The organism is Aliikangiella maris, assembly GCF_040719265.1.
GTDB classification, from domain to species: domain Bacteria; phylum Pseudomonadota; class Gammaproteobacteria; order Enterobacterales; family Kangiellaceae; genus Aliikangiella; species Aliikangiella maris.
Genome location: NZ_JBFDAH010000017.1, coordinates 32,460 through 58,172 on the forward strand (window position 1 = coordinate 32,460; position 25,713 = coordinate 58,172).

The 25,713-nt window shown below is 39.5% G+C and carries 25 protein-coding genes; 8 read left to right on the plus strand and 17 right to left on the minus strand.

All coding sequences use genetic code 11. The annotated features are described in order from the left end of the window. Positions 1–14 precede the first annotated feature (14 nt). Positions 15–1,016 carry an adenosine kinase gene (locus ABVT42_RS14910; protein WP_353896647.1) on the minus strand — a complete coding sequence of 334 codons (1,002 nt, stop codon included), beginning with the start codon at positions 1,014–1,016 and terminating at the stop codon, positions 15–17. 146 nt (positions 1,017–1,162) lie between these two features. Here ABVT42_RS14910 and ABVT42_RS14915 point away from each other — a divergent pair, with 146 nt between their 5' ends. After that, on the plus strand, positions 1,163–2,017 hold the full coding sequence (locus ABVT42_RS14915) for a 6-carboxytetrahydropterin synthase (protein WP_353896646.1): 855 nt from the start codon (positions 1,163–1,165) through the stop codon (positions 2,015–2,017). Here ABVT42_RS14915 and ABVT42_RS14920 read toward each other — a convergent pair. The 5 genes from ABVT42_RS14920 to ABVT42_RS14940 all read right to left on the minus strand — a co-directional run bounded on the left by ABVT42_RS14920 (position 1,998) and on the right by ABVT42_RS14940 (position 6,904). After that, on the minus strand, positions 1,998–2,558 hold the full coding sequence (locus ABVT42_RS14920; RefSeq protein WP_353896645.1) for a hypothetical protein: 561 nt from the start codon (positions 2,556–2,558) through the stop codon (positions 1,998–2,000). The two genes, ABVT42_RS14915 and ABVT42_RS14920, sit on opposite strands and share 20 nt — an antisense overlap. Further along, on the minus strand, positions 2,555–3,382 hold the full coding sequence (gene rluB, locus ABVT42_RS14925) for a 23S rRNA pseudouridine(2605) synthase RluB (protein WP_353896644.1): 828 nt from the start codon (positions 3,380–3,382) through the stop codon (positions 2,555–2,557). Before rluB ends, ABVT42_RS14920 begins: the two co-directional genes overlap by 4 nt. A 181-nt stretch (positions 3,383–3,563) precedes the next feature. Beyond that, positions 3,564–4,640 carry an SMC-Scp complex subunit ScpB gene (gene scpB, locus ABVT42_RS14930; protein ID WP_353896643.1) on the minus strand — a complete coding sequence of 359 codons (1,077 nt, stop codon included), beginning with the start codon at positions 4,638–4,640 and terminating at the stop codon, positions 3,564–3,566. A 147-nt stretch (positions 4,641–4,787) separates the two neighbouring features. Beyond that, the gene (locus tag ABVT42_RS14935; protein WP_417281485.1) at positions 4,788–5,675 is read right to left on the minus strand and encodes a segregation and condensation protein A; all 888 of its coding nucleotides are present in this window, start codon (positions 5,673–5,675) and stop codon (positions 4,788–4,790) included. A gap of 53 nt (positions 5,676–5,728) precedes the next feature. Further along, positions 5,729–6,904, minus strand: a complete 1,176-nt coding sequence (locus tag ABVT42_RS14940; protein WP_417281486.1) for a tryptophan--tRNA ligase — start codon at positions 6,902–6,904, stop codon at positions 5,729–5,731. Between the two features lie 362 nt (positions 6,905–7,266). Between ABVT42_RS14940 and ABVT42_RS14945 the strand changes: the two genes are divergently transcribed. The 4 genes from ABVT42_RS14945 to ABVT42_RS14960 all read left to right on the plus strand — a co-directional run bounded on the left by ABVT42_RS14945 (position 7,267) and on the right by ABVT42_RS14960 (position 12,632). Beyond that, on the plus strand, positions 7,267–9,393 hold the full coding sequence (locus ABVT42_RS14945; RefSeq protein WP_353896641.1) for a bifunctional 3-deoxy-7-phosphoheptulonate synthase/chorismate mutase: 2,127 nt from the start codon (positions 7,267–7,269) through the stop codon (positions 9,391–9,393). Between the two features lie 126 nt (positions 9,394–9,519). Beyond that, positions 9,520–10,038, plus strand: a complete 519-nt coding sequence (locus ABVT42_RS14950) for an RDD family protein (RefSeq protein WP_353896640.1) — start codon at positions 9,520–9,522, stop codon at positions 10,036–10,038. 104 nt (positions 10,039–10,142) lie between these two features. Beyond that, entirely contained in the window at positions 10,143–10,994 is an 852-nt protein-coding gene (locus ABVT42_RS14955) for an LOG family protein (RefSeq protein WP_353896639.1), read from the plus strand. Positions 10,995–11,210: 216 nt separating this feature from the next. Next, positions 11,211–12,632, plus strand: a complete 1,422-nt coding sequence (locus tag ABVT42_RS14960; protein WP_353896638.1) for a M28 family metallopeptidase — start codon at positions 11,211–11,213, stop codon at positions 12,630–12,632. 109 nt (positions 12,633–12,741) lie between these two features. On the opposite strand, the gene rplS is transcribed toward ABVT42_RS14960, so the two are convergent. The 5 genes from rplS to ffh form a co-directional block, all read right to left on the minus strand. Then, positions 12,742–13,098: a 50S ribosomal protein L19 gene (gene rplS / locus ABVT42_RS14965; RefSeq protein WP_353896637.1), complete on the minus strand. Its 357-nt coding sequence runs from the start codon at positions 13,096–13,098 to the stop codon at positions 12,742–12,744. A gap of 49 nt (positions 13,099–13,147) precedes the next feature. Further along, the gene (trmD, locus tag ABVT42_RS14970; protein WP_353896636.1) at positions 13,148–13,909 is read right to left on the minus strand and encodes a tRNA (guanosine(37)-N1)-methyltransferase TrmD; all 762 of its coding nucleotides are present in this window, start codon (positions 13,907–13,909) and stop codon (positions 13,148–13,150) included. Then, a complete protein-coding gene (rimM, locus tag ABVT42_RS14975; protein ID WP_353896635.1) occupies positions 13,896–14,429 on the minus strand; it encodes a ribosome maturation factor RimM in 534 nt (177 codons plus the stop codon). Before rimM ends, trmD begins: the two co-directional genes overlap by 14 nt. 18 nt (positions 14,430–14,447) lie before the next feature. Further along, entirely contained in the window at positions 14,448–14,693 is a 246-nt protein-coding gene (rpsP, locus tag ABVT42_RS14980) for a 30S ribosomal protein S16 (RefSeq protein WP_353896634.1), read from the minus strand. Positions 14,694–14,995: 302 nt separating this feature from the next. Next, a complete protein-coding gene (ffh, locus tag ABVT42_RS14985; RefSeq protein WP_353896633.1) occupies positions 14,996–16,372 on the minus strand; it encodes a signal recognition particle protein in 1,377 nt (458 codons plus the stop codon). Positions 16,373–16,571: 199 nt separating this feature from the next. Between ffh and ABVT42_RS14990 the strand changes: the two genes are divergently transcribed. From ABVT42_RS14990 to ABVT42_RS15000, 3 genes are all read left to right on the plus strand, one after another. Then, positions 16,572–17,366, plus strand: a complete 795-nt coding sequence (locus tag ABVT42_RS14990) for a cytochrome C assembly family protein (RefSeq protein WP_353896632.1) — start codon at positions 16,572–16,574, stop codon at positions 17,364–17,366. A 38-nt stretch (positions 17,367–17,404) separates the two neighbouring features. Next, positions 17,405–18,694: an HlyC/CorC family transporter gene (locus ABVT42_RS14995; RefSeq protein ID WP_353896631.1), complete on the plus strand. Its 1,290-nt coding sequence runs from the start codon at positions 17,405–17,407 to the stop codon at positions 18,692–18,694. A 243-nt stretch (positions 18,695–18,937) separates the two neighbouring features. After that, a complete protein-coding gene (locus tag ABVT42_RS15000) occupies positions 18,938–19,270 on the plus strand; it encodes a DUF6316 family protein (protein ID WP_353896630.1) in 333 nt (110 codons plus the stop codon). Positions 19,271–19,395: 125 nt separating this feature from the next. Here ABVT42_RS15000 and ABVT42_RS15005 read toward each other — a convergent pair whose 3' ends face one another. The 6 genes from ABVT42_RS15005 to ABVT42_RS15030 form a co-directional block, all read right to left on the minus strand. Further along, positions 19,396–20,589 carry a DUF3570 domain-containing protein gene (locus tag ABVT42_RS15005; protein WP_353896629.1) on the minus strand — a complete coding sequence of 398 codons (1,194 nt, stop codon included), beginning with the start codon at positions 20,587–20,589 and terminating at the stop codon, positions 19,396–19,398. After that, on the minus strand, positions 20,576–20,848 hold the full coding sequence (locus ABVT42_RS15010) for a DUF4266 domain-containing protein (RefSeq protein ID WP_353896628.1): 273 nt from the start codon (positions 20,846–20,848) through the stop codon (positions 20,576–20,578). The genes ABVT42_RS15005 and ABVT42_RS15010 overlap by 14 nt, the downstream gene beginning before the upstream one ends. Then, positions 20,841–21,341, minus strand: coding sequence for a TlpA family protein disulfide reductase (locus ABVT42_RS15015; RefSeq protein ID WP_353896627.1), 501 nt, complete (start codon positions 21,339–21,341; stop codon positions 20,841–20,843). The genes ABVT42_RS15010 and ABVT42_RS15015 overlap by 8 nt, the downstream gene beginning before the upstream one ends. A gap of 45 nt (positions 21,342–21,386) precedes the next feature. Next, positions 21,387–22,049, minus strand: a complete 663-nt coding sequence (locus tag ABVT42_RS15020) for an outer membrane beta-barrel domain-containing protein (protein ID WP_353896626.1) — start codon at positions 22,047–22,049, stop codon at positions 21,387–21,389. After that, positions 22,019–22,738, minus strand: a complete 720-nt coding sequence (locus tag ABVT42_RS15025; RefSeq protein WP_353896625.1) for an SH3 domain-containing protein — start codon at positions 22,736–22,738, stop codon at positions 22,019–22,021. The genes ABVT42_RS15020 and ABVT42_RS15025 overlap by 31 nt, the downstream gene beginning before the upstream one ends. Positions 22,739–22,835: 97 nt before the next feature. Next, on the minus strand, positions 22,836–25,493 hold the full coding sequence (locus tag ABVT42_RS15030; RefSeq protein WP_353896624.1) for an HzsA-related protein: 2,658 nt from the start codon (positions 25,491–25,493) through the stop codon (positions 22,836–22,838). Positions 25,494–25,713 lie beyond the last annotated feature (220 nt).

Here is a 25,713-nt window from a genome sequence, read left to right on the forward strand (position 1 = left end):
ATCAGTCAGTTTGCTTATAACTGTTTTGCAAACTCTCGAACCTGCTGTAATTTATCATCAGTCAGTCGGGGTCCAAATTGCGTCACTAATTGTGCAGATGCAAAACTCGCCAGTTGACCGGCTTTGGATAAATCATGCCCTTGGCTAATTGCATATAAAAAACTCCCTGCAAACAAGTCTCCAGCCCCATTGGTATCAAGGGCTTTAACTGGGTGTCCTGCAACTTTGATTTGCTCATCACCATAAACAATTAACGCCCCATCTGCCCCCAGTGTAATAACCACAACTTTTGCCAATTTAGATAGCTTTCGAGCAGCATCTTCAAGATTATCTGACTCTGAATATAACGTTGCTTCATCATAGTTACAAAATAGTAAATCGACACCTTCACCAATGATTGCAATCAATCCTTCACGACAAAATTTAACCATATTGGGATCAGAAAGCGAGAAAGCGGTTTTAACCTGATTTTTACGCGCAAAAGCCATCGCTTCTACAGCAGCTTGCAACGCAGTTGGCGAACTCGATAGATAGCCTTCAATATACAAGTATTCAGATGCAGCCAACGCACTTTGATTAACTTGCCGAGAGTTAATTTCTCCCGTTATACCTAGAAAAGTATTCATGGTGCGGTCAGCATCATCGGTAATTAACACCAGACACTTACCCGTTTCGCCCTCTTCCAGGGCTTCATCGGCCAGATTAGTTTCTACTCCGTGGCGTAGTAAATCATCGCGATAAAAATGTCCAGTTTCATCATTTGCGACTTTACATGAATAAAAACACTTTGCGCCTAAAGATTGTGCCCCAATAATTGTATTTGCTGCCGAACCACCGCATGCCCTGGAGTGGTGCTTACCATGAAATGCATTTAATAATGCCTGTTGTCTTTCACCGTCAATCAGCGTCATCACGCCTTTTTCCACATTTAATGCTGCCAATTCATCTGGGGTTGTCTCAATTTCAAAGTCAACCAGCGCATTGCCGATGCCGTAAACCTGATACTGTTTGTTCATTCCTGTTACCTTTATATTGGGTTTAGTTACCTATCGCGAGAAAATTATTCCCTTATCAAAGAGAGAACGGGTAAAGTTGGCGCATTTTAACAGATTAATATGGTAAAATTGCAATCAACGTTTTGAATATTACGATTATTGATTAAATGCAGGCTTTATTTGTCGACCAACTGAGTGTGATTGATTTCGCATATTTTCACCCACAACGTGGTATTGTCGGCGAAAGCCTGATTCTCGATGTCGAATTACACGGCGAACTAAACGATGAAGGGATGTTATTTGACTTTTCATTTGTTAAAAAGCGTATTAAATCCTGTGTTGATAACCTGGTAGACCACAAATTTTTGGTCGCAACTGGTGCTGCAAACATTAAAGTAACACCATCGCCTGAACAATTGGTTTTAGAATTGACTACTACTAATGGCGACTATATTGAGCATATTAGCCCTCAGCAAGCCGTTTATTTATTGGATAGTACCGAAGTCACTCCAGAAGCCATTATTCAAAGCATTCAGCCTGAAATATTGAAAATTCTGCCTGATAATGTCACACAAATTAATTTAAGATTATCACCCGAAAAAATTGAACAAGACTATTATCATTACAGTCATGGCCTAAAAAAACATTTTGGCGACTGCCAACGAATTGCTCATGGTCACCGCTCGAGGATTGAAGTGTTTATCGATAATAATTTTTCAGCGGATTATTCAAAATATATTGCACAGATGTGGAGTGATATTTATCTTGCCACCAAAGAAGATATATTAACCAGTAAAATAATCAATGGCGCAGATTATTACATTTTCCAATACCATGCTAATCAAGGCATGTTTCAACTAACCATTCCGCAAAATAAATGTTATTTATTAGAAACAGATACAACGGTAGAGTTAATTGCAGATTTTTTAGCGCAACATATTAAGCAAAAAAACCCAAATGCAAAAGTTAAAGTCAAAGCATATGAAGGAGTTGATAAAGGCGCTATTGTGGTTTTGAATTAACCTCACGGTTACTTAATTCTTCTAAATCGTCTTCATTTAGCAATCGATTGACACAACTTTTGAATTGCACTTCTTTATCGTCGAAAAAGAAGTTGTAAATTTCAGTTTCATATTGATGCCCTACTTTTAGCCGACCATAAATTATTGGGTTATGGCCTTGTCTGAGTAGTTGCAATATTTCTGTTGACTGTTGACGATCGAATAAAAATGCTGGTCCCCAGTATTGCAATTCACCATGTGCCAGGCGCCGTTTAAATTCGGGCAAAAATTCTTTGCCATTTAATTCGATTTTAAAAACACTACCCTCTTCCAACTCAATATGCGAAGGCTCTCCAATAAAAATTTCTACTTCTGGATCGGCATCAAGATATTGCAAAGTAGAGGTGATATAAAAATAGCCAACATATTTTCGACCGATAAAACCGCCGGCAAATGGAAATGTCAGCACACAGTAATTCTCAGAACGATCATAACTGTAATCAGGAAAATCCCCACACGAAGTTAACAACAGCAAACTAATTGCTAATAATATTTTTTTCATTTTTTATGAATTTTTCTTGCTTTCAACACTTTATTTTTTAATTTTTTTCGATTTGTTACAATCGGCTTTTTAGGCTGAACCGTTGGCTTTAACCCGACTAAATCTTCAAATAGTTTTAATTCTTCTGGTGGTAATGCCTGCCATCGTCCTTTGCGTAAGGTTCTTGGTAATAAAAACGGCCCATATTGAATTCGATGTAATCGCGACACCTGAATATCAAAAGCTTCCCACAAACGTCTTACTTCGCGATTTTTTCCTTCGCGTAATGTAACATTATACCAATGATTAGACCCTTCACCACCAGCATCTTCTATGCTTTCAAAGTGCGCCGGACCATCTTCAAGCTCAACGCCCTGTGTCAACTGTCGCAAAATTGCCTCAGTCACTTCACCTCTTACTCTCGCCGCATACTTTCTTAAAACCTGATGGGAAGGATGCATTAATCGGTTAGCTAATTCACCATCATTAGTAAAAAATAATAAGCCGCTCGTATTAATATCCAATCGCCCCACATTTAACCATCGACCATTACGAATAGTTGGCAAAGTATCAAATACCGAAGGTCGTCCTTCTGGGTCCTTGCGTGAGCAAATTTCACCTTCTGGCTTATGATACGCAAGCATTTGCCTTTGAAAGTCACTTTTTGCGGTAACCTGAATTAATTTTCCGTCGATCCGAATTTTATCTTTTTCATTGGCTCTATCACCTAATTCAGCAATAGAACCATTAACACTCACCCGACCATCAGCAATCCAGCGCTCAGCTTCACGGCGAGAAGCTAAGCCCAGGTGAGCGATTATTTTTTGTAACTTTTCATCGACCATTATTTACCCTTGTTACAGCTTTAAAGTTATTCGGCCTTTTTGACTCATATTTTAACACCATGATTATCTTGTTGCCTCAATCATCTTGCTGCAAATATGCTCATGTGGCTGCTAAATATTTACACCATCTTTTGGGCTAAAAATATCATTGATATTGATTTTTCTTATGTATCTAATCAATCTATTGTTTAGCAGGATCTGCAACTTCACTTTGATTGTCTGTATCCGCTTCAGTTACCAAAACAGCTTGCTCTGTTTCAGAGTCTGTTTCTTTAGTCTCTTCCGATGAGTGGTTGCCAGCATTATCAATGCTTGCTGCTTGAGACTCTTCGCTATTTTCAGCTTTTTCTGAAGAGCCAGGCTTGCCAAAATCATCTCGTAAAAAATCAGGATTAACTGGCTTTATTTCAGCGAGATCATTATCAATTTCATCAAGAAAACTAGTTTCCTCTTGCGCTTCATTCTCCTGCACTTGCGCTTCATTGTCTTCGCTAATTTGCTGTGCGCTTATTTCAGATTGCTCGCCCAACTCCTGGTTGTCTGGCTGATTATCCAGCACCTCACTAACATCATTAGAGTGACTTTCACCTTTTGACAAATCAGTTGTCGAATTCTCGACATCAGATAATTTATCAGCGTCTTCATCTTGTTTATTTATCGAATCGGCAGACGGTTGAGTATTTTCGCTGCCAGGTTCAGATAAATCTAATTCAGGACTTAAATCCTCTAAATCACGAATTTCAGCCAAAGATGGCAAATCTTCCAGACTCTTCATATTGAAATAATCGAGAAACTGTTTTGTTGTTGCATAAAGTGATGGTCTTCCAGGCACATCTCGATGCCCAACAATTCGAATCCATTCACGCTCCAACATGGTTTTAATAATCGTAGAACTGACACTCACCCCGCGTACCTCTTCTATTTCTGCACGCGTCACAGGTTGTCGATAGGCAATCAAAGCCAAGGTTTCTAAATAAGCTCTCGAGTATTTCGCTGGTTTTTCTTCCCACAGGCGGCCTAGCCATTCGGCATAGTCTTGTCGAGCCTGATAACGATAGCCCGATGCAATTTCTTTTAGCTCTACACCACGTCCTTCACATTCTTGCTGTAATTTTGTCAGTGCATCTTTAATTCGAGCTGCCGCTGGCATTTCTTCATCTTCAAATAATTTAGTCAACTGCTCAATTGACATAGGTTTACCAACCGCCATTAAAGCAGCTTCAATTATATTTTTTAATTTGTCGTCAGCAATACTCATCGATCAGATACTTTATTTTTTACATTTAATATTTTAACTAGTTCTGTTAAGTTTAGATTGAATCTATTCAATACATTTTATTCTGTCTATTTTATTCAATTCAGCACGAATTATAGTATTCGTTATTGTGTTAGCTATTGTATTTACTTAGTGTATTTTGGCACGCACGTGAATTGGCGAAAAAGGTTCACTTTGTACCAATTCAATCATCGCTTCCTTAGTTAATTCCATTACGGCTAAAAACGTAACGACAATCCCCATTCGACCTTCTTCATAATTAAACAATGAAGCAAAATCAGTAAAGTTTTCGGCTGACAATATTGCTAAAACATTACCCATTTTCTCACGTATCGATAATGTTTCTTTTTGAATATGGTGGTGAGTAAACATTTCTGCACGCACAAAAACATCTTTTAATGCCATCATTAAGTCCTGCATGCTTACGGTCGGAAGTGGTCGGTCGATATGCAATTCGGGCGGTTCAATACTAATTTGGTGAATATCTCGCTCAATACGCGGTAATTCATCAATATCCATTGCAGCTTTTTTAAAGCGTTCATATTCTTGCAGTCGGCGAATCAAATCAGCACGAGGGTCATCTTCTTCTTCTTCTACTTTTGGGCGCGGCAGTAGTACACGGCTCTTAATTTCTGCCAGCATGGCAGCCATTACCAGATATTCTGCTGCCAGCTCCAAATTAACAGATTTCATAATTTCGACATATTCCATATATTGCTCAGTGATATGTGCAATAGGAATATTGAGAATATCAACATTTTGGCGCTTAATCAGATATAACAGTAAATCTAAAGGTCCTTCAAATGCCTCTAAAAAGACTTCTAACGCATCAGGCGGGATATAAAGATCTTTAGGAACATCAACAACAGGTACACCGCCGACTACAGCAAAATGCATTTCTTCCTGTTGTTGAATTTCAGTAGAGAGCAAAGATTTTTGCTCTCCACCTGCTGGTGATAGTGGCTCAGTTTGCGGTTGCGCTTCAGATACCTGTGTTGTTACGTCAGATTCACTCATTAATATTTTAATACACTCTAATCTTAGCGATACTCACCAGTTTAATCGATAAACTAGCGATACGCTAACCCCATCACTTGTCTGACATCATCCATTGTCTCTTTTGCTACATCACGGGCTTTTTCCGAACCTTCTGCAACAATTGCTCTAACCATTTCGGGGTTTTCTTCAAATTCGCGCGCTTTTTCTCTGAACTCACCAGTTTCTTTCACAACACAATCGACCAATGGCTGTTTACATTCCAAACAACCAATGCCAGCGGTAGTACAACCTTTTCTGACCCACTGCTTAACATCGTCAGGTGAGTAAACTTCATGTAGTTGCCATACGGGACAATTATCGGGGTTTCCGGGATCACTTAGCCTGACCCGCGCCGGATCGGTTTGCATTCGCTTGATTTTACTCTCAACCGAATCGGGTGCTTCACGCATTTCAATGGTGTTATTATAAGATTTAGACATTTTATTCCCATCTAAACCGGGCATTTTGGAAACAGGTGTCAATAATGCCTGTGGTTCGGGTAGTATTATTTTCCCCCCCCCTTCAATGTAGCCAATTAATCGCTCTTTATCACCAATAGAAATTGATGCATTGCCTTCAACCAGCGCCTGAGCTTTTGCCAATGATTCTTCATTACCTTCCTGCACATAATCACGACGCAGTTGGTTATATAATTTGGCGTTCTTTTTACCCAGTTTTTTGATTGCTGCTTCAGCTTTTTCCTCAAACCCAGGTTCTTTCCCATAAGTATGATTAAAGCGACGTGCAATTTCTCGAGACATCTCAACATGAGGCACTTGATCTGCGCCAACAGGTACAGCTCCAGCCTTGTAGACTAGAATATCCGCAGCTTGAAGCAACGGATAACCTAAAAAGCCATAAGTACTGAGATCGCGATCTTTCAGCTTATCCTGCTGCTCTTTATAAGTGGGAACCCGCTCCAACCAGCTCAGTGGTGTTAACATAGACAGCAGCAAATGCAATTCGGCATGTTCGGGCACCTTTGATTGAATAAATAAGGTTGCTGAACCGGGATTAATCCCTGCCGCCAACCAATCAATCACCATATCCCACACCGATTGCTCGATGATCTCTGGATTTTCGTAGTGCGTTGTTAAAACATGCCAGTCAACCACGCAAAAAAAGCACTCATGTTCGTGCTGCAATTTTGCCCAGTTTTTTAATACGCCATGATAATGCCCCAGATGAAGTCTGCCAGATGGTCGCATTCCTGATAAAACGCGCTGATTCTGTCGGCTTATACCACTCAAACCCATTTTCTCCAAAATTGAATGTATTAGAAGGTAAGCCGAGCATTATACCCAAGCCGACGCAAAATGGTTAACACTAAATTGAAAGTTATCGGGATAAATCCGTTACACTGGGTTTCATAACTAAATAGCATTTGACCCTCCAGTCTCGTGCCATTAATGTTTGGCCTTATGAATAAAATTCAACAGTCATTTTTTTATTTTGCCAACTTTAGCCCCTGTTTTCAGGAGGTTTGACTGTTACCCTAAGAAAAATATGCAGTAAAACCTCCCCAAGCGGGAGGTTTTTTTTTGGGTGTTGGGATAAACTAGGAACCATCATGACAGACGAGCAAGACAATATGAAGCAATCTGAAGCCCCTTTATCGCTGGACAAAATTCGCGTTGAAATCAGTGATCTTGATAATAAATTATTAGAATTATTTGCCTACCGACGAGAACTCAGCCGAGCAGTCGCTATTAATAAAGCCTCAGACCTCCGCCCTGTACGCGATCAACAACGAGAGCAACAGCTATTAGACATGCTGATTGAAAAAGGCAGCCAAAGTGGACTCGATTCACATTATGTCACCACTTTATTTCACGCCATTATTGAAGATTCTATTGCAGTACAGCGTGATTATTTACAAGCACAGTCTAATCCGCAAGTTGATAATGACAAACTAAAAACCATCGCCGTTTTAGGTGGACAAGGTTCCTATTCTTATCTGGCAGCCAAGAAGCACTTTAATCAAAGCCATAATGCTTATCAGGGATTTAACAGTTTTGAAAAGGTGTTAAAAAGTATTGAAGAGGGAAAAACTGACTATGGCGTGATTCCAATTGAAAATACAACATCTGGCGGTATTACTGAAGTCTATGATCTGTTACTCGATTCAAACCTGTCAATTATTGGCGAAGAAAAATACCCAATCAATCATTGCCTTGTTACCAAAAGTGGCACTCAATTGAGAGATGTTAGCACCATACTCGCTCATCCTGAAGCAAGTCGACAATGTAACAAAAACCTGCCTAAACTGGTTTCTGCCCAAGTGAAACTGGTCACCAGTACCGCAGAAGCACTTGAATTGGTTAAAAACGATAAATCTGGCAATCTGGCAGCCATTGCAAGCCGAGAATCAGCAGAGCAGTTTAATCTGGAAGTATTGCTTACCAATATCGCTAATCTCAAAGAAAACACCACCCGCTTTTTAGTTGTCACTCGAGAGGCACAAAAGGTCTCACAACAGATTACTTGCAAGACATCAGTTGCACTATCTACTGGCCAAAAGCCGGGCTCTTTAGCGGAAGTATTGTTAGTATTTCGAGATGCAGATTTGCCTCTTAGCAAACTTGAGTCGCGCCCAATTGCGGGTAAACCCTGGGAACAAATGTTTTATATTGATTTCGAGGGAAATATTGCAGATCCAACAGTGAGCGAAGCTTTACAGGAAATCTCTAAGCTGTGTCGTTTTCTTAAAGTGCTTGGTAGTTATCCTACTGAAGATGTGGCAGCAACCAAAGTATCAACCAGTGCATTGAGTAAAGCTAAAGTTGCCAATATATCACCTGACCTCCTACAGACTTCAGACAGCGCTCAATTTAACTCGCTCGCAGGACAACCCTCAGCAGATAATTCTTCTAGTGATAAAGCAACGAAGACTGAGGTGAAAAAGCGTAAAAGTTATCATCTGGCCAGTCGAGAACATAAAGCAGAAGATACAATCATTGAAGTTAAAGGCGTTAAAATTGGCGGTGATAGCTTTACCGTGTTAGCAGGCCCATGTGCAGTTGAATCGAAAGAACAAATTATGGCCTGCGCAAAACATGCTAAAGAAACGGGCGTCGATATATTGCGCGGAGGATGCTTTAAGCCAAGAACATCACCATATAGCTTTCAAGGACTAGGCTTTGAAGGCTTGGATTACATGCAACAAGCAGGTGAAAAATATCAACTGCCAATTATCACGGAAGTGATGAATACCGAAGATGTCAAAGCCGTAGCAGAACAAGCCGATATGCTACAAATCGGAGCACGCAACATGCAAAACTTTGCTTTGTTAAAAGCGGTTGGACAAGTTAATCGACCAGTTATGCTAAAACGCGGTTTGATGGCATCTATTGAGGAGCTGCTTAATGCCGCAGAATATATTTTATCGCAAGGTAATATGCAGGTTTTTCTTTGTGAGCGAGGAATCAGAACATTTGAAACTGCAACACGCAATACATTAGATCTCAGTGCAATTCCTTTAATCAGACAGCTTTCACACTTACCTATTATTGTCGATCCGTCACATGCGGTTGGCAAAAGAGACCTGGTGATTCCAATGGCAAAAGCAGCTAAAGCGGTTGGTGCTAATGGCATTATGGTTGAGTTTCATCCAAATCCTGAAGAGGCACTGAGTGATGGTCCACAAGCGCTACACATTCCTGAATTTGCGCAGATGATGCATGAGTTATTTCGTTGATTCAAAGCATTGAATTCAGTTTAAATGCGACAATTTTAATCAAGATACCAAAAAATAAGCGATGAGGGAGTCGCCAAATTTTGCTAGACTCCCCTTTTCGCAATTTTAGTGACTAATTAACACTCAATGGCTAAAAGCAATACGAAAGCAACCTCCTCCTCATCCAGTCAAACTAAAATCACAGTGCAACTGGCTTCTTTTTTTAAGCGCTTAATTGCTTGGGTTTATGACTTATTAGGTGGTCTGGCAGTATTCATATTAGCGCTCACAGCTGGTCTAGCTTTAATTAATCTTATTGCGATACCATTTAATGTTGATGGTGAACAGCTTTCCTTAATGATCAGTCAAAACCCATTATGGTCGGTCTATTTATTACTGTGCGTTCAATATTATTATGTGTGGTGCTGGGTTAAAGGGGGACAAACGGTTGGAATGCGAGCCTGGCGACTGAAAGTCTGCAAGCCTGATGGTCAATTACTGGATTGGAAAGAAGGTTATTTGCGTTCTTTAGCTTCCTTGGGCGGAATTGGCACAATTTGGGCCCTAATTGATAAAGATAAACGCGGATTACAAGATCTGGTGTGTAATAGTCGAGTTATTCAACTCCCAAAAAACTTACCAACTGAGAAAAAACCATTAATTTGATAATTGTGGCACTAGTTTTTTGACAGGGAATAACTTGCACTTACGGACACCAGAGTGAATAATGTGTTTATCAATCGCTCATCTTTTTATATCTATTTTAATTCATGACTGATTCAATCGATAAACCATCAACGTCAGCTATCTCGCCAGAATCAATTGCGACCTCTTCCAAAGATCTTTTCAATGATGCAGCAGATGAAGCCACCGCAAAACGTCTTGCAGATGAATGGCTTAGTGTCGAAAAAGCTTTTGATAAAGCCAATATTTTACACACTATTGTCTTTTTTGGCAGTGCTAGAATCGAAGATAAACATAAAGCGGAGCTCATTCAAGAAAAGGTAAAGCTGCTTTCTCAATCACAAACGAATCTTTCCAAAAGCGAACTATTAAAACAGGCAAAGGCCAGCGCAGAACTCACACTCAAGCAAAGCCGATATTACGAAGATGCACGCCAACTCGCTCGATTAATCGGCGAACATTTATATGATTGTGAAAATCAAACCACAAAGTTGGTGACAGGGGGTGGCCCAGGCATTATGGAGGCAGCCAATCGTGGTGTTGCCGAAATAGGTCAATCAAGTATTGGACTGAATATTATTATTCCAAGAGAGCAAATTCCTAATCGTTATATCAGTGAAGAATTCTCCTTTAACTTTCGCTATTTTTCAATGCGCAAAATGCATTTTTTAAAGCGCGCCAAAGTTATTATTGTTTTCCCGGGGGGGTTTGGCACACTTGATGAGTTAATGGAAGTCCTAACTCTGATACAAACCCAAAAGATTCCCCCTATTCCGATTATTTTATACGGCTCAAAATATTGGCAAAAGGTCATTAACTTTCGATTTTTAGCCGAGCAGGAATATATTGATTGGGAAGATTTAAATCTTTATCAAATTGTGGACTCAGTAAAAGAAGCTTTCCGGCTTGCAGTCCATTGCATTGAATGTATAAATTGAAACAATTTTAATTTGCCAGTTTAGTTTTACCTGATTACAGTTTTTAGACTCATTCTCTATTGCTTGATTAACCTAGCTTGATTAACCATTAAACAAAGCTATTCTTAACTGAGCATGGTTTATTTGATTAAAACTCAATACAGAGTAACCTAATGAGTTTTAATTTGAGCAAACATCGGAAAACAGATAATCAAGCTTAAAAAGCGGAAGAAAAAAATGTCGAATACCAAATTGATGAACAAACAAAAGCAACCAATCAGCAAAAATAATTCACACTTACCGACTATCCAATGTCGTCCCCCATTTGCAATGGCTTTATTACTCAGTATCAGTGGATTTTTATTCAGCGCGCCTGCTTACACCAACTCATTCTCAAATTTACAGATTGAAAATGATGTGAAGTTTTTAGCTGACGATAAGTTAAAGGGACGCTCTTCATTTTCTCCTGAAATTCATGTTGCAGCTGATTATATTGCCGATCGTTTCAAAAAAATTGGATTACAACCCATGACTGGACAAAAGGAGTTTAAACAAAAATTTACGCTTTATCGTATTGTTTCTGATTCAATCAATGTCCAAATCAACGGACAACCAATTACCTCAGAAAACATTCTACCTTTAACCAGTTTCGAACATTTACAATGGAATCAAAGTGACAAAGTAAATATAGTCACCATTGATAAAGACGATAATTTTAGAGAAATATTTACTCGGATAAATCATCAAGATAACAATACTCTATTAATTGTTAATCCCGCACACAAAGAAATCTTTTCTCGTTTTCGCCAGTATTTTATGCAAGGATTAAATAAACTAAGTAAAAATAAAGGCCCGTCTGCTGTAGTTGTTATGGGCGAATTTGCTAGCCTGGCCAATTTTAAAATCGATATTCGCACTAAAGCTGATCAACATGATCTGGTTAATATAGTTGGCGTTATTCCAGGCAAAAAGCAAAAAGATGAAATGATCATTTACTCTGCTCACTATGATCATATTGGTGAGAAAAGCCACACTCCCAATGATGTAAAAAGTGAAACCCTAAAAGATCAAGACATCATATTCAATGGTGCCGATGATGATGCTTCTGGTACGAGTGCGATTATCAACCTGGCGAACTATTTTGCACAACAAAAAATTAACGAACGAACACTAGTATTTGTTGCCTTTACCGCAGAAGAAATCGGTGGTTGGGGTTCAAAATACTTTTCCAATCATATTGAACCACAAAAGGTCATTGCGATGCTCAATATAGAAATGATTGGAAAGCCATCAAAGTTCGGACCAGGAAAACTCTGGATGACGGGGTATGAGCGTTCTGACTTGGCACATTTACTCAATCAAAACTTAGATAATACAGAAATTTATGCCGATCCCTATCCCAAGCAAAATTTATTTTATCGCTCAGATAATGCAACACTGGCAAGACTGGGTGTGCCTGCGCACAGTTTTTCAAGTTCTCAAATTGATAAAGACACCCATTATCATCAATCATCGGACGAAATAGAAACTCTTGATATTGATTCGATGACCCGAATTATAGATACATTAGCTAAAGCAAGCGAAGGACTGGTCACAGGTAAAGACACGCCTAAACGTCTTGATACTAGCAAAGTCGTTCCTGATGGCAAACTCTTTTAATTCGATTAACAGTCATTAACTGATTATGACTTAATGAATCGTGTAAAACTCAAATATAAAAAAAGCACTCAACAGAGTGCTTTTTAAGTAGTTAAAAAATAAGTGTGACTTATTTTTTAACATCCAGCTTTTCTTTGATTCTGGCAGACTTACCACTTCTTTCACGTAGATAGTAAAGTTTAGCCTGACGAACATCACCACGGCGTTTAACAGTAATACTGTCAACTAGTGGGCTGTAAGTTTGGAATACACGCTCAACGCCTTCACCGTATGAAATTTTACGTACAGTAAATGCTGAATTTAAACCACGGTTTTTAACGCCTAAAACAACGCCTTCAAAAGCCTGTAAACGCTCGCGGTCACCTTCTTTAACTTTCACTTGAACAACGACAGTATCACCTGGTGCAAAATCAGGGATTTCTTTACTCATTTGTTCCTGTTCCAGTTGATCAATTATCTTACTCATTGTCCACTCCTGGGTTTTAATTTCTAACAAACTTTTCAATATTTTAAAATCAGCTATCAATACGATGCTGCTTTTTAAATTCCTCAAGCAACTGTTGCTCTTGTGAGGTTAATGCTTTCTTTGCCAACAAGTCTGGGCGCTTAAGCCAAGTACGTCCAAGCCGTTGCTGCAAACGCCAGGTTTCAATTTGCCGATGATTCCCACTTAATAAAACGGGAGGAACTTCAGCATCATGATATATCTCTGGCCGAGTATAATGGGGATGATCTAACAAACCATCCACAAATGAATCCTGTATTGCAGACTCATTATGCCCCAGTACATCGGGTAATAAACGGCTGACACTATCTATTAATGCCATGGCAGGAATTTCACCGCCGCTTAGCACAAAATCGCCTAATGACACTTCCATATCAACCTGCTCAACGAGCAGTCTTTCATCGATTCCTTCATAACGACCAGCAATCAAAATAATGTGTGATTTCTGGCTAAGTTGATAAGCAAGTTGCTGATCAAGTCTCTGACCTTGTGGTGACAAATAAATAACTGTCCCAGGTTCGATTGCTTTGGCTGATGTAATCGCCTTTTGCAATGGCTCAACTTTCATCAACATACCAGGACCACCACCATATGGCCTGTCGTCTACAGTTCGATGCTTATCTGTTGTAAAATCTCGAGGATTAATTAAATCAACGCAAACTTTACCTTTTTTTACTGCACGTCCAACCACACCATGCTCGGTCACCGCAGTAAACATTTCAGGAAACAGAGTAATTGCCGTAAACCTGAAATGAGACTTAGAGATATTCATTATCCCAGTCTACAAGAATCTGATTATTTTGCAGATCAACTTTTTTAATCACATCATCCATAATATAAGGAATCATCATTTCCTTACTTCCATGAACCTCAGCTTGCTCGGTTGTCAATTTCACAACCATTACATCATTGGCACCAGTTTCTATTAAATGCGAAATCCGACCAATTTTTTGCTCGCTCAGATTTAAAACATCCAAACCTTCCAGTTCTCGCCAATAAAACTCATTTTCATCCAGCGATTCCAGTTGTGCTTGATCAATCGCAATTTCGCGACCAATTAATGACTCGGCTAAATTACGATCATTAATACCTTTTAATTCGGCAACAATCGTTTTTCCCTGAGCACGACCATCAAGTAATGGATATTCGCACCATTGGTTATCGATACGAATTCTCCAGGGGTTATATTTGATGATATTAATTCTGGGATCTGTATGTGAAAATACTTTTACCCAGCCTTTAACCCCATACACACCAGTTATTTTACCAATAATAACTGGAGAGTCTTTCATCACAATGACACTTTAAAATTAGGCTGCTGAGTTGTCTTTATAAAGTTTTTTCACTCGGTCGCTCATTTGAGCACCTTGACCCAGCCAAAACTCCAAGCGCTCATTATCAACACGAACACGCTCTTCTTGACCAGTCGCAACAGGATTGAAAAAACCAACTCGCTCAATAAAACGACCATCACGGGCATTACGCTTATCAGTAACAACCATGTGATAAAATGGGCGTTTTTTCGAACCGCCTCTGGCTAAACGTATGGTTACCATGCGTTGTATTTCCTCTAAATTCTCTACTATTTTCCAGGTAAAATAACAGTTAAAATTTACCCAGACCACAAAGGACGCGCATTTTATCCTTAAATTTGTTATTTGGGAACCCTTTTAAGTATTAAAGTTACATATTTATGTCACTTTTACCGCTTTATACTCGATTTTTATAAAAATTAAAAAATTTCCTTTGAAAAATGAGTAAGTTACTTTTTCAGGTACGTCATTTATGACGAATGACTTTATATTGCAAAAAACCTAATCTGACACAAAATTTTCGATATAAAATATCGAGGTGTCAATTAACGGCCCATCGGAGGCAATCCACCTCCAGGTGGCATCATTCCTTGCAAACCTCGCATCATTTTCATCATGCCACCTTTGCCTTTCATTTTTTTCATCATTTTTTGCATTTGCTTAAATTGCTTAAGTAATCGATTTACCGCCTGAATATCAGTTCCCGAACCATTAGCAATACGTTTTTTACGTGAGCCTTTAATCATATCAGGCGCAGCTCTTTCTTGAGGCGTCATTGAGTTAATTATCGCCTCCATGTGTACGGTAGACTTATCAGTTAACTGTTCTTTAGCAGATTGTGGAATATTTCCCATACCAGGCAACTTATCCAGCATACTGGTCAAGCCACCCATATTTTTCATTTGAACTAATTGTTCACGAAAATCTTCTAAGTCAAACCCCTGACCTTTTATGACCTTCTTCGCCAGCTTTTCAGCTTTCTCTTTATCAACCTTTCGCTCGACTTCTTCAATCAGGGATAATACATCCCCCATCCCTAAAATTCGTGATGCAATTCGTTCGGGATGAAATGGTTCTAATGCGTCCAGCTTTTCACCCATACCAATAAATTTGATTGGTTTACCAGTTATTTGACGAATTGACAGTGCAGCACCACCGCGTGCATCACCATCAGCTTTTGTCAAAATAACTCCCGTTAAAGGCAATGCATCATTGAAAGCTTTAGCTGTATTGGCTGCATCCTGTCCAGTCATACTGTCAACCACAAACAAAGTTTCTGCTGGATTAACAGCAGCATGCAGTTGCTTAATCTCATCCATCATGTCTTCATCAACAGCTAATCGACCCGCGGTATCAAGGATTAATACATCCGCGAACTCTTTTTTTGCTTGGGCAATAGCCGCTTTCGCAATATCAATGGGCTTTTGTTCAACGCTGCTAGGGAAAAATTGGGCGCCAACCTCGCTTGCAACTTTTTCTAATTGCTGGATCGCTGCGGGGCGATATACGTCGGCACTAACCACCATGACGGACTTTTTCTCTCGCTCCATCAAATAGCGTGCAAGTTTGGCTGTTGAGGTTGTTTTACCCGCGCCTTGCAAACCTGCCATTAATACAACCGCAGGAGGCTTCGCTTTTAATTCAAGGGTTTCATTAGCGTCCCCCATCGCTTTGACCATTTCGTCATTAACGACCTTAATAAACGCTTGGCCAGGTGTGAGGCTTGATTTGACTTCTTTTCCAAGCGCCCGATATTTTATTTTAGTAATAAATTCTTTAACTACAGGTAACGCGACATCGGCTTCCAATAATGCCATTCGAACTTCTCGAAGAGTCGTCTTAATGTTATCTTCGGTAATTCGGCCTTTTCCGCTAACCTTTTTGAGTACCCGGTTAAGACGATCACTTAAACTATCAAACATCGAAAATTCCTGTAATTAATATTCAACAAACTTTTTTGAAGTAGGCTATTATAGCTGGATTATGCTTGACCACAAGCACTGAGAAAAGATTGAAAGTTTGCGCTGTATCATCATTATTCGATAATAATGCTTTTTATATAGTTTACAGCCAAGCGTGGCTATCAGATAATAACCTCATGTTTACCCAAGGATTAATCAATTGCTTTTAGTAACTCTTCAGTCGATAATCGTTCTACTTTATGGTGGATTGTTTATCTATACATGGAAAAGTCTATCTAAAGGGCAACCACTTAACCAGTTATCAACTACGGCATTTTTTATTGCGGTAATCTGCCATGGTTACTTGTCTTACCATTTGATTGATGGTGGCAATGGTCAAAATGTCGGATTATTTAACATCTTTTGTATGACCACTTGGCTGGCAATGTGCATGGTCGGCTGGAATTTAATCAAGCACCAGACTCATCCACTGCTTTTAGTGTCGCTTCCTGTCGCAGCTATCAGTATCGTTGAAGCGGCTCTATTCAAGAGCATTTCGCCTATTTCTCTCGATGGAAAGCCACTCAATTTGTTACATGTACTCAGCGGCATCGCGTCAATGAGCATTTTATTGCTGGCAGCACTACAGTCTATTTTAGTTTTATATTTAGATAAAGGATTACGGCATCACCCCGCCCATATCCATCGTTGGCTTGGGCCGCTTCAAGGAATGGAACGCTATTTAGTACAATTACTGACTGTCGGTTTTGTATTAATGACGATATCATTAGTTCTTGTGATATTATTACCACAAGAACAACAATCCACTCAGGTTTTACATAAGATTATTCTCACAAGCGCCTCTTGGCTGGTACTAGCGATCCTGATGTTTGGTCAATATATCAGAGGTTGGCGTGGCGTATTTGCCGCCAAATGGAGCTTATTAGGTATATTTTTGTTACTTTTAGGCTACTTTGGCAGTAAATTAGTGATTGAGTTTTTACTCGTCAGATAATTCCTGGTTTCTGTGAAAATAAAAGAGTTATTACAGCATTGGACGACATAACAACCACGACCCTTTCACTATTTCTCGTTCTACTTATTCTGTTATCTGGTTTCTTTTCGAGCTCAGAAACCGGCATGATGTCCTTGAATCGTTACAAACTCAAGCATTCTGTGAATAAGAAAAATAAGGGAGCTATTCTTACCCAAAAACTATTGTCACGACCAGATAGGTTAATTGGGCTGATATTAATTGGCAACAATTTTGTCAATATCCTCGCAGCATCGATTGCCACAATAATCTGTACTCGTCTTTGGGGTCCCGATGCGGGTGTGATAATCGCAACCGTTGGTTTGACGTTTATCGTACTGGTGTTTGCAGAAGTAACCCCTAAAACACTAGCGGCACTCCACCCCGAGCGTATCGCCTTTCCAGCATCATTTATTTTGATGCCATTATTTAAGTTATGTTATCCCTTTGTATTGGGGCTAAACTCCATAACTAACGGTCTACTCAGGATCTTTGGAATTAAAATTAATGATATTGATAATGATCATTTAAATTCAGATGAACTGAAAATTATTGTAAATGAAGCTGGCGCGTTAATTCCCAAAAGACACCAAAATATGTTGCTTAGCATTTTAGATTTAGAGCAAGTTACTGTTGAAGATATTATGGTGCCCCGTAATGAAATAAATGGCATTAATATTGAGCAACCCATTGATGAAATCATCAATCAAATTAAGAATTCCGTGCACTCACGATTACCGATTTATCGCGACGAAATAGACCATGTCGAGGGATTTTTAAATGCGCGCCAAATGGTCAAATTGCTTACCTATGATGATAATGAAATCACCAAAGAAGCATTGCTTAAAGCAATGACCCCAGTTTACTTCATTCCTGAAGGCACGCCACTTAACACGCAGCTTTTAAATTTTCAGCGGCGAAAATCACGTATTGGCCTAGTTGTTGACGAATATGGAGATATTTTGGGGCTGGCAACAATTGAAGATATTCTCGAAGAAATCGTAGGTGAATTCACAACTGACTTCGCAGACTCTAGCCGAGACATTCAAAAAGAAGAGGATGGCAGCGTTATTATTGATGGGAGTGCAACCATTCGTGACATAAATCGTACCCTGAAATGGGAATTGCCTACTGACGGTCCCAAAACCCTTAATGGTTTGATTCTAGAATATATCGAAGCAATTCCACAGGCCGGGACCGGAATGCGTCTTGAAGGCTACCCTATGGAAATTTTACAAGTTAAATCAAACATGATTAAAAGCATAAGAGTATGGCCCGAACTTTATCAAAATAAGACTGAGCTCGATTAAAACTCATTCAATTTGCCTTAACAAATTCATTGAATTTCGCTAAAAATTTAACCATTAGCCCAAATAATTTTACCTTTGGGCTATTGCTGGTTGAATTATTTCCACATAAAATACAAGCTTTATTGAAACATGCATAAATAACTAGCTTGTACTTTTTATTGATGCCCTATTTTTTAATCGCTGGCAAGGTTGGTCATATCAGTGAACGGTAATTCGTCAAGGAGGGATTAAGTGACTTCAAGAATGAATAATATACATAATCGAGCTAATGGCTCAAAAACTCAAGACTATTCTCCCCGAGATTATTCAAAATCCCCAGCATATGTCCAGCGTTGTGGTGAAGAACCTTGCTTAAAATTCGAGCGCACTGGGCGTTTTTATCGTATTTCTGGAAACTGGTTTTTTAAAACTCGCGAAGGGGTAAACTATGGTCCCTACACCGATAAAACAGAATGCCGATACGCTTATAATGAGTTTATTGATATTGTTAATAACAATCAATCTTTGGGTGGAATTGATATTGGCTTTAATGACGAAGAAACGACATTTAAAATACCCAAAATTACACTGGGCTAGTAATTGTGTAAAGCCACTGTTCATCAGTTTTTTTTCATATTAAACTTGTTCTTCGAATATTCACTTGAAATAATCGCCTTGGTTTATTCCTTATTTATTCCTTTAGCGAATTGATTCTTAATCTACTAATAATACATTGAAAAGAAAAAGCGAATAACATTTGCATCATATGCATAAAGAGGCTCTTCACCTACCGGAACTTCAGCTCGCAAATCACGAAAATCTTCATAATCAAATTGAATTAAATCATAAAATAGATGAATGCTAAAACGATCTAGCGAGTCCCACTCTTTCAGTTCAAAAGTATAAGTAGCCCCAATGCCAAATGTGTTTGAAGAAAAGGTACTCAGTTCTTTATCACGAGCCAAAAAGTTTTGTGCGTCAATACGCGAAAATAAATCACTGTAAAAATCAGCATGAGTTTGTGCGTAGTAACGATACTTGACATCAAATATCCAATTGTCTTTCCATGGGTGAACATAGGCAATTTCAGCAGTGTCTGCTTCAATTCCCCAGGTATCCGAAAACTGTTTCAATTCGAGTTTAAGTGACGCACGGTAAGGTAAATAGTACATCCCGCGCAGGGCGACCGCATCACTGGTACGTGTTGAGGGGTAGCGTTCATCTTGATAACTATATCCCGCCCCCACTGTCGGATCCAAGTAACGGACAGCGCGATAAGGATTATTTAAAAAACCTTCATCGGTAATTGTTTCCCAACTTAAATTAATCAAGCTATTGCGTGTGAGAATCTGTGAAACCCCTACCCGAAAATGACGTCTGTCTGTATCTTCAGAAAACTCGGGCTCATCGCGTTTTCCTACTTCATCCCAACCTTGAGAATAACCTATATTGACCGTAGTTAAATCACCAAAAAAATCCTGACTGACATTAAAATGTGCCGATCTGGCCGAAAAATCATTTTCATCACTTTTGGTATAGTTCAAACTCATGACGGTTTTGTCATACAAATAGTCAACACCCACACTCTTTTCTACACGCTTTTCAGTGTATGGGCTAGCAGTCGTTACTACATCAATTGATGCACTACTTACATTATCAATATAATAATTGGCAGAAATAGAAACTTTATCTTTAATTGACTTACGCACAAGAATGGAAGGTCCCTGAATATCAACACCACCGCCATCGTAATAATGATAAAGTGCATCAGCCCGATCTTCTGGTAAAACCGCTCCCAGAGAATGTTGCGAAAATAACAGAACAACCAATAGAATGCTTGGCTTTATTTTTGGCAACATTATCTTTAGCGACAGGTGGCAAAGATATTTTTTCAGCGAAAAACTAGTTACAACCACAACCACCTCCGGCACTACCTTCTGCGCCTCTTGCACCTTCTCGTGCTTGAAAAACGTGGTGTAAATAATTATCTGACACCGGATTGCGACTAAATGCCATAATTGGATCGGCAAGATTCTGTCTTTCATAAGGCTTAAGCCAGGGCTGTATTGAGCAGCCGGAAATCAGCAAACAACTCATCATCAGTCCAAAAACAGGAAAAGATAATTTCGCTGTAGAAAAACGACGCATTAAACTGAAAATTTGATTTTTACTCACGCATTAATGCCTTAATTTTTTGACGATATTTTTCTTCATCTCCTGACTTATACCCAGGATGAATGTAACGCACATGACCATCTCTATCAATAATTGCGGTACTTGGCATAGCCGAAACATTATAAAGTTCGCTGACTTTACTTTCTGAATCATATAAAACCGGAAAGTTAACCGGTGTATCTTTTAAATAGCGAAGAGCACTTTCTACTTTTGTATCGACATTCACCCCTAATACAGTAAAGCCAAGCGATTCATATTTCTTTTGAATTTCATCAAGTATTGGCATTTCTTGGCGACACGGACCACACCAGGATGCCCAAAAATTTAATAAAACCACCTTGCCACGAAAGTCAGACAGACGGACATTTTTACCTGAATTACTTTTTAAGGTGAAATCTGGCGCTTTTACTTTATCTTCTGCCATTGACGAGGTAGTAAATACTAATAAAAATGCCGCAACGACCAGAGGCGCTATTTTAAACCATTGACTCATGACTCTTTTCCCGTTTCTGTAAAATAATTCGATTATAGCTTTTAGCTAAAAAAATACAGTGAACCCAGTTGAGATTTCTAAATCACTGGCGGTTTTTGCGCCGACAATTTCAATTTTGTAAATATAATCACGCAACACCACATTAAAAGATAACCAATCATTAAATAAAACTTGATAACCGCCACCAATTACCGCAGTTGATCGATTATCCCCAGCAAACTTGGTACTGCCAAGACCAGTTAATACATAAAAATTACTGGTGAAGGCAATATCTTTGCCTAAAAAACCTTCTCCTGGCAAGATATTAAAGCCTAACGATAAATCATAGTGGGTATAATCTCTATCATCGTTTAAAATTGATATACCTGTAAGAATCTCTGCGCTGGTTAAATCAGCTTCAGCTTGACCATAATTGGCGGTTACAAAAAAATCTTCGGTAATGTGATAGGCTATGTTGGCACCAACAATATCATTTGCACCAAAATCTTCTATGCTGATCACACCATAATACAACCCAATTTCCCAGTTTTCTGTATCAATGGCGTCTCGGTTGACTTCACGTCTTTCAACCTTGGGATCAAAGACCTTAATATTCGATATTTCATTTTCTTCAACAGTTTCCGGTTCAGCTGCTAATAGGCAATTGCTAATTAGCATTAATCCCAGAAAACTCGATTTTAAAAATATACGCTGAAACCTATTTTCCATTCTTCTACTTCGTCATTATCATTTCTACTGGTTAAAATGGTATATGAATTATATTCGGCTCGAATAAAAAATTGCCGAGAAACATAAACACGCATACCAACGCCTGCGTGGACCATTTCGTCTTTTCGATCTTCGGGTAAAACCAAAGTTGCTCGCGGTTTGGTTTGAATAATGCCACTACCAATTTTTACAAACGGCGAAAACCGCCATTCTGGAAAAGGTTGATGCAAAATGTTCAAATTGGCAAATTGTATATCAGAAACATTTCCTAATGCCTGAGATAACTGTAATTCGGCTGATAGATTAGTCGTCCAATTCCAACCAGCATATAACGTCATGACATTCGCGCCGCCAAAGTCACCAAACAATGCACCCGCTTCAAAATTTCGATTAATGTAACTAATTTGATCAGGCTTATTTATCTGATAATTCTCACCATCTGGCAGCAGCGTTTTTTCCATTTGATCTTCATGAACCCAACCAAATTTGCCGCGTGGAGAAACCACCTTATACCACTGTGTTTTCTTTCTAATAATAGTTACCTGCTGCCCTTTTTCGACAATATAAAAAATTGGATACCCTCGTCCGGGTCCAGTATGGAGTTCGATAAAAGGATCAGCAATTTCGACCTGCTGATATGCGGCATTATCGGTATAAAAATCGGCTGGATTTTCAGCTTTTACCATCATTCCCAAGGTGCAGAATAAACCGAAAATCATACACCTGATGACTAATTTATTACTTATCAACTTTTACTTATTCCCAAACACGTCGATTAATGACCGCTTACTGTGGTACATCAAAGGGATTATTATAATATTGTCCACCAATATCGAGCCATTCCGATATTAACTTAAGTTCAGCAGGAGTCAACCACCCTTGGTGTGAACCTCCATTATCAAACAAGCTGAAAAAGCGATTACTTTGTATTGCAGAGTTCACATTTAATGCAGGCGTTACTCCGACCGTTCGCATGACTGGTATGGGGTTGCCGTCAGCATCCAATATAAGATTACCATCGGCATCTGTTTCATACACAGGATTACCATTGTTATCTAATACCGGAACTAACTCATCGATTAACGCACCATTAATAATTTCCAATGCATTATCATTAAATAACAGTTCTCGATAAGAAGTGACCACATCTGGATCATCAATCGAAGGATTGCCCGCGAGCTCTAACTGTGCCACAGGAATCTGAACTTGCCCCATAGCATCGGTCCGGCCATGACAAGTAGTACAAGTATTATCCTGAATTAAATTCCCCATATCGTCAAATACTTCTCGGGTTAAGTTCCACACTGGTTGAATCACTTCGGGGTAATTAATGGTAATTCGGCAAAGTCCGTTCCAGTTATCCAAGCACCCCAAAGAAGTCGGCAGTGGTGTCGAAAGGTCAGCATAAGTGTAATTAAACGCTAAATCCGGAGTGCGTAATCCCGGATCTGTCCAGACATCTTCAAAATTAATATTAACCGACAAACTTCGTACCCCATTGAGTCGAGCGTAGACTTCAGCCATCGTTTCACCTTGATCGGCAAAAAGTTCGGGGGAAGTATTCGGAAATGGAGATCCAGTCACCGGTGCACCTGTATTAATCGATGGCGCCTCGGCAGCTAATCGGCCATGGGGTAAGGTACTGTCAGCTGTATGGCAGCCATTACATTGTTTATTTTCGCCAGCTTTAACGCTCATCCAATTTTGATGGCGTGCACCGATTCTGCGACCATTTTCATCTAATACGCTAATATTAAACGCCACATCAGCAGGCACTTTAAACATAGCGGAACCATCAGGCTCGACCATGACATAGCCTAAAATGTCGCGCATTAAGTTACGGCCATTTGGTCCAAAAACATAACCATCCAAATCCACTAAGTCATCATCCGGCATAGCAACCGCTTTAACAATTCGTAAAAATCTGGCTGGTCGTTGTGCAGCAGATGTTTGCATCGGGTCAGCTGTGGCTGTAATTCCCGCGGGGCTCATATCCTGACCATCAAAGTCATAAACACTTCTGATATGTACCACACCAACATTTTCAGATAACAAATCAACATTTACAGGTGAATTATCGGCAATAACAGCCGGTAAATTTCGTGGTGCCATGGCAACCACTTCATGCGCAACAAAGCCCTCTGTGGCAATCACAACTGGCAACTGGGTTTGCTCAGTCGGATCGTAAATCCAAATACCATACAAAGGTTCTGATTCAATGGCACCATCTTGTTGTAACTTTTCTTCGGTGCATTCAACACTGAACGTGTTGTCGTTGCTATCCAGTTCATCCAATCGACACGGAGACCAACTGACCAACATGCGTGAAGAACCATCAAACAGCGGAAAAATATCGGCAAATCGTCCGCCTAACGAAGCTTCATCGTCAGATCGAATAGAATAAGGTGTTGCACTTACCTGACCCGGCTCTGTCGCTTCATAGCCCGCCACACCTTGGTTAATATCAATATAATTTTGCCAGTCAATAGAGACTAGCTCTCCACCAAGTCGACTGCTACGCGCAGTCTTAAGATGAGTTAAAATTTTTCCATCTTCAATTTGGCGCGGTTTAATAAATTCAACCGTCGCACCATCAGTGCCACTTTCATGGCTGTGATGGCCATATAAAATTTCCAGACCAGTACCATCAGGATTCACTTGATACAAGTTAATCCCATTATTTTGTGCCACATTATCCCAACGGCTAAAAACAATTTTTCCGTTATCCAAAACCGAAGGATACATATCGTGACTTTGATTGAAAGTAATCTGGGTAATTTCAGAGCCATCATCGTTCATCACATGTAATGCTAATGACTCTACCCGTCGATCTTCTTCGAGTGCACTAAACTGAGGCTTACCTTCATCGAGTAAAATTGCTTTGGCTTGTCGCTGACGCGTTGAGGCAAAAACGATTTTTCCATTGGGTAAATAACTGGGAGAAACATCATCACCGGCTTCAGCAGTAATATCTGAAGCCATGATTCGTCTTAGTTGCTGTTCACTGCGATCATACTCCCAAATATTCCATTTAGGCTGTTCGTCTTCATCGAGATCTTCTATTTCTGGTGCACGCATGGCAAATAATAATTTATTACCATCATAAGAAACACTGACATCTCGAATATCATACAATGCACCTTCATCAAAAGCCTGACTGCTAACATCAACTTCATTGGCACTGGGTGTCGCTCGATCACGCAAATATAGGACAGCCCCCGGATTAAATGCAATAGGCTCACGCAATACAGAAATGACAGGTGTCTCATTACCATTATTATCGGCTTCGACAGGAATCGGACGCTTAACATAAGCGATAGGAAAGTCCACAACCACCGGATCAGGATCTTGTCCTGAGTTCACTAATCCGCTATCGCTCCCTGTGCAGTTAATTAATGAAACTAAAAAGGCCGAAGCAACCAATAAACGATTTGCTATATTCATTAACTGTCCCACCAGAAGTTACAACGCTTTAGAAATATTTGCCAGTATCCCGCTAATGCGTCAATTAATTCAACAGGATAGCAAATTTTTGTTGGTTAACCCAAAGGCTAGATATTGAATTTTGAAACTTGCCAGGAAAACTAACTTTGGTACAAAAGGGGCGTTTTACCCGTTAAGCGGTATTTTCATAAAAAATAACAACTTTTTCTGTGCGGACAAT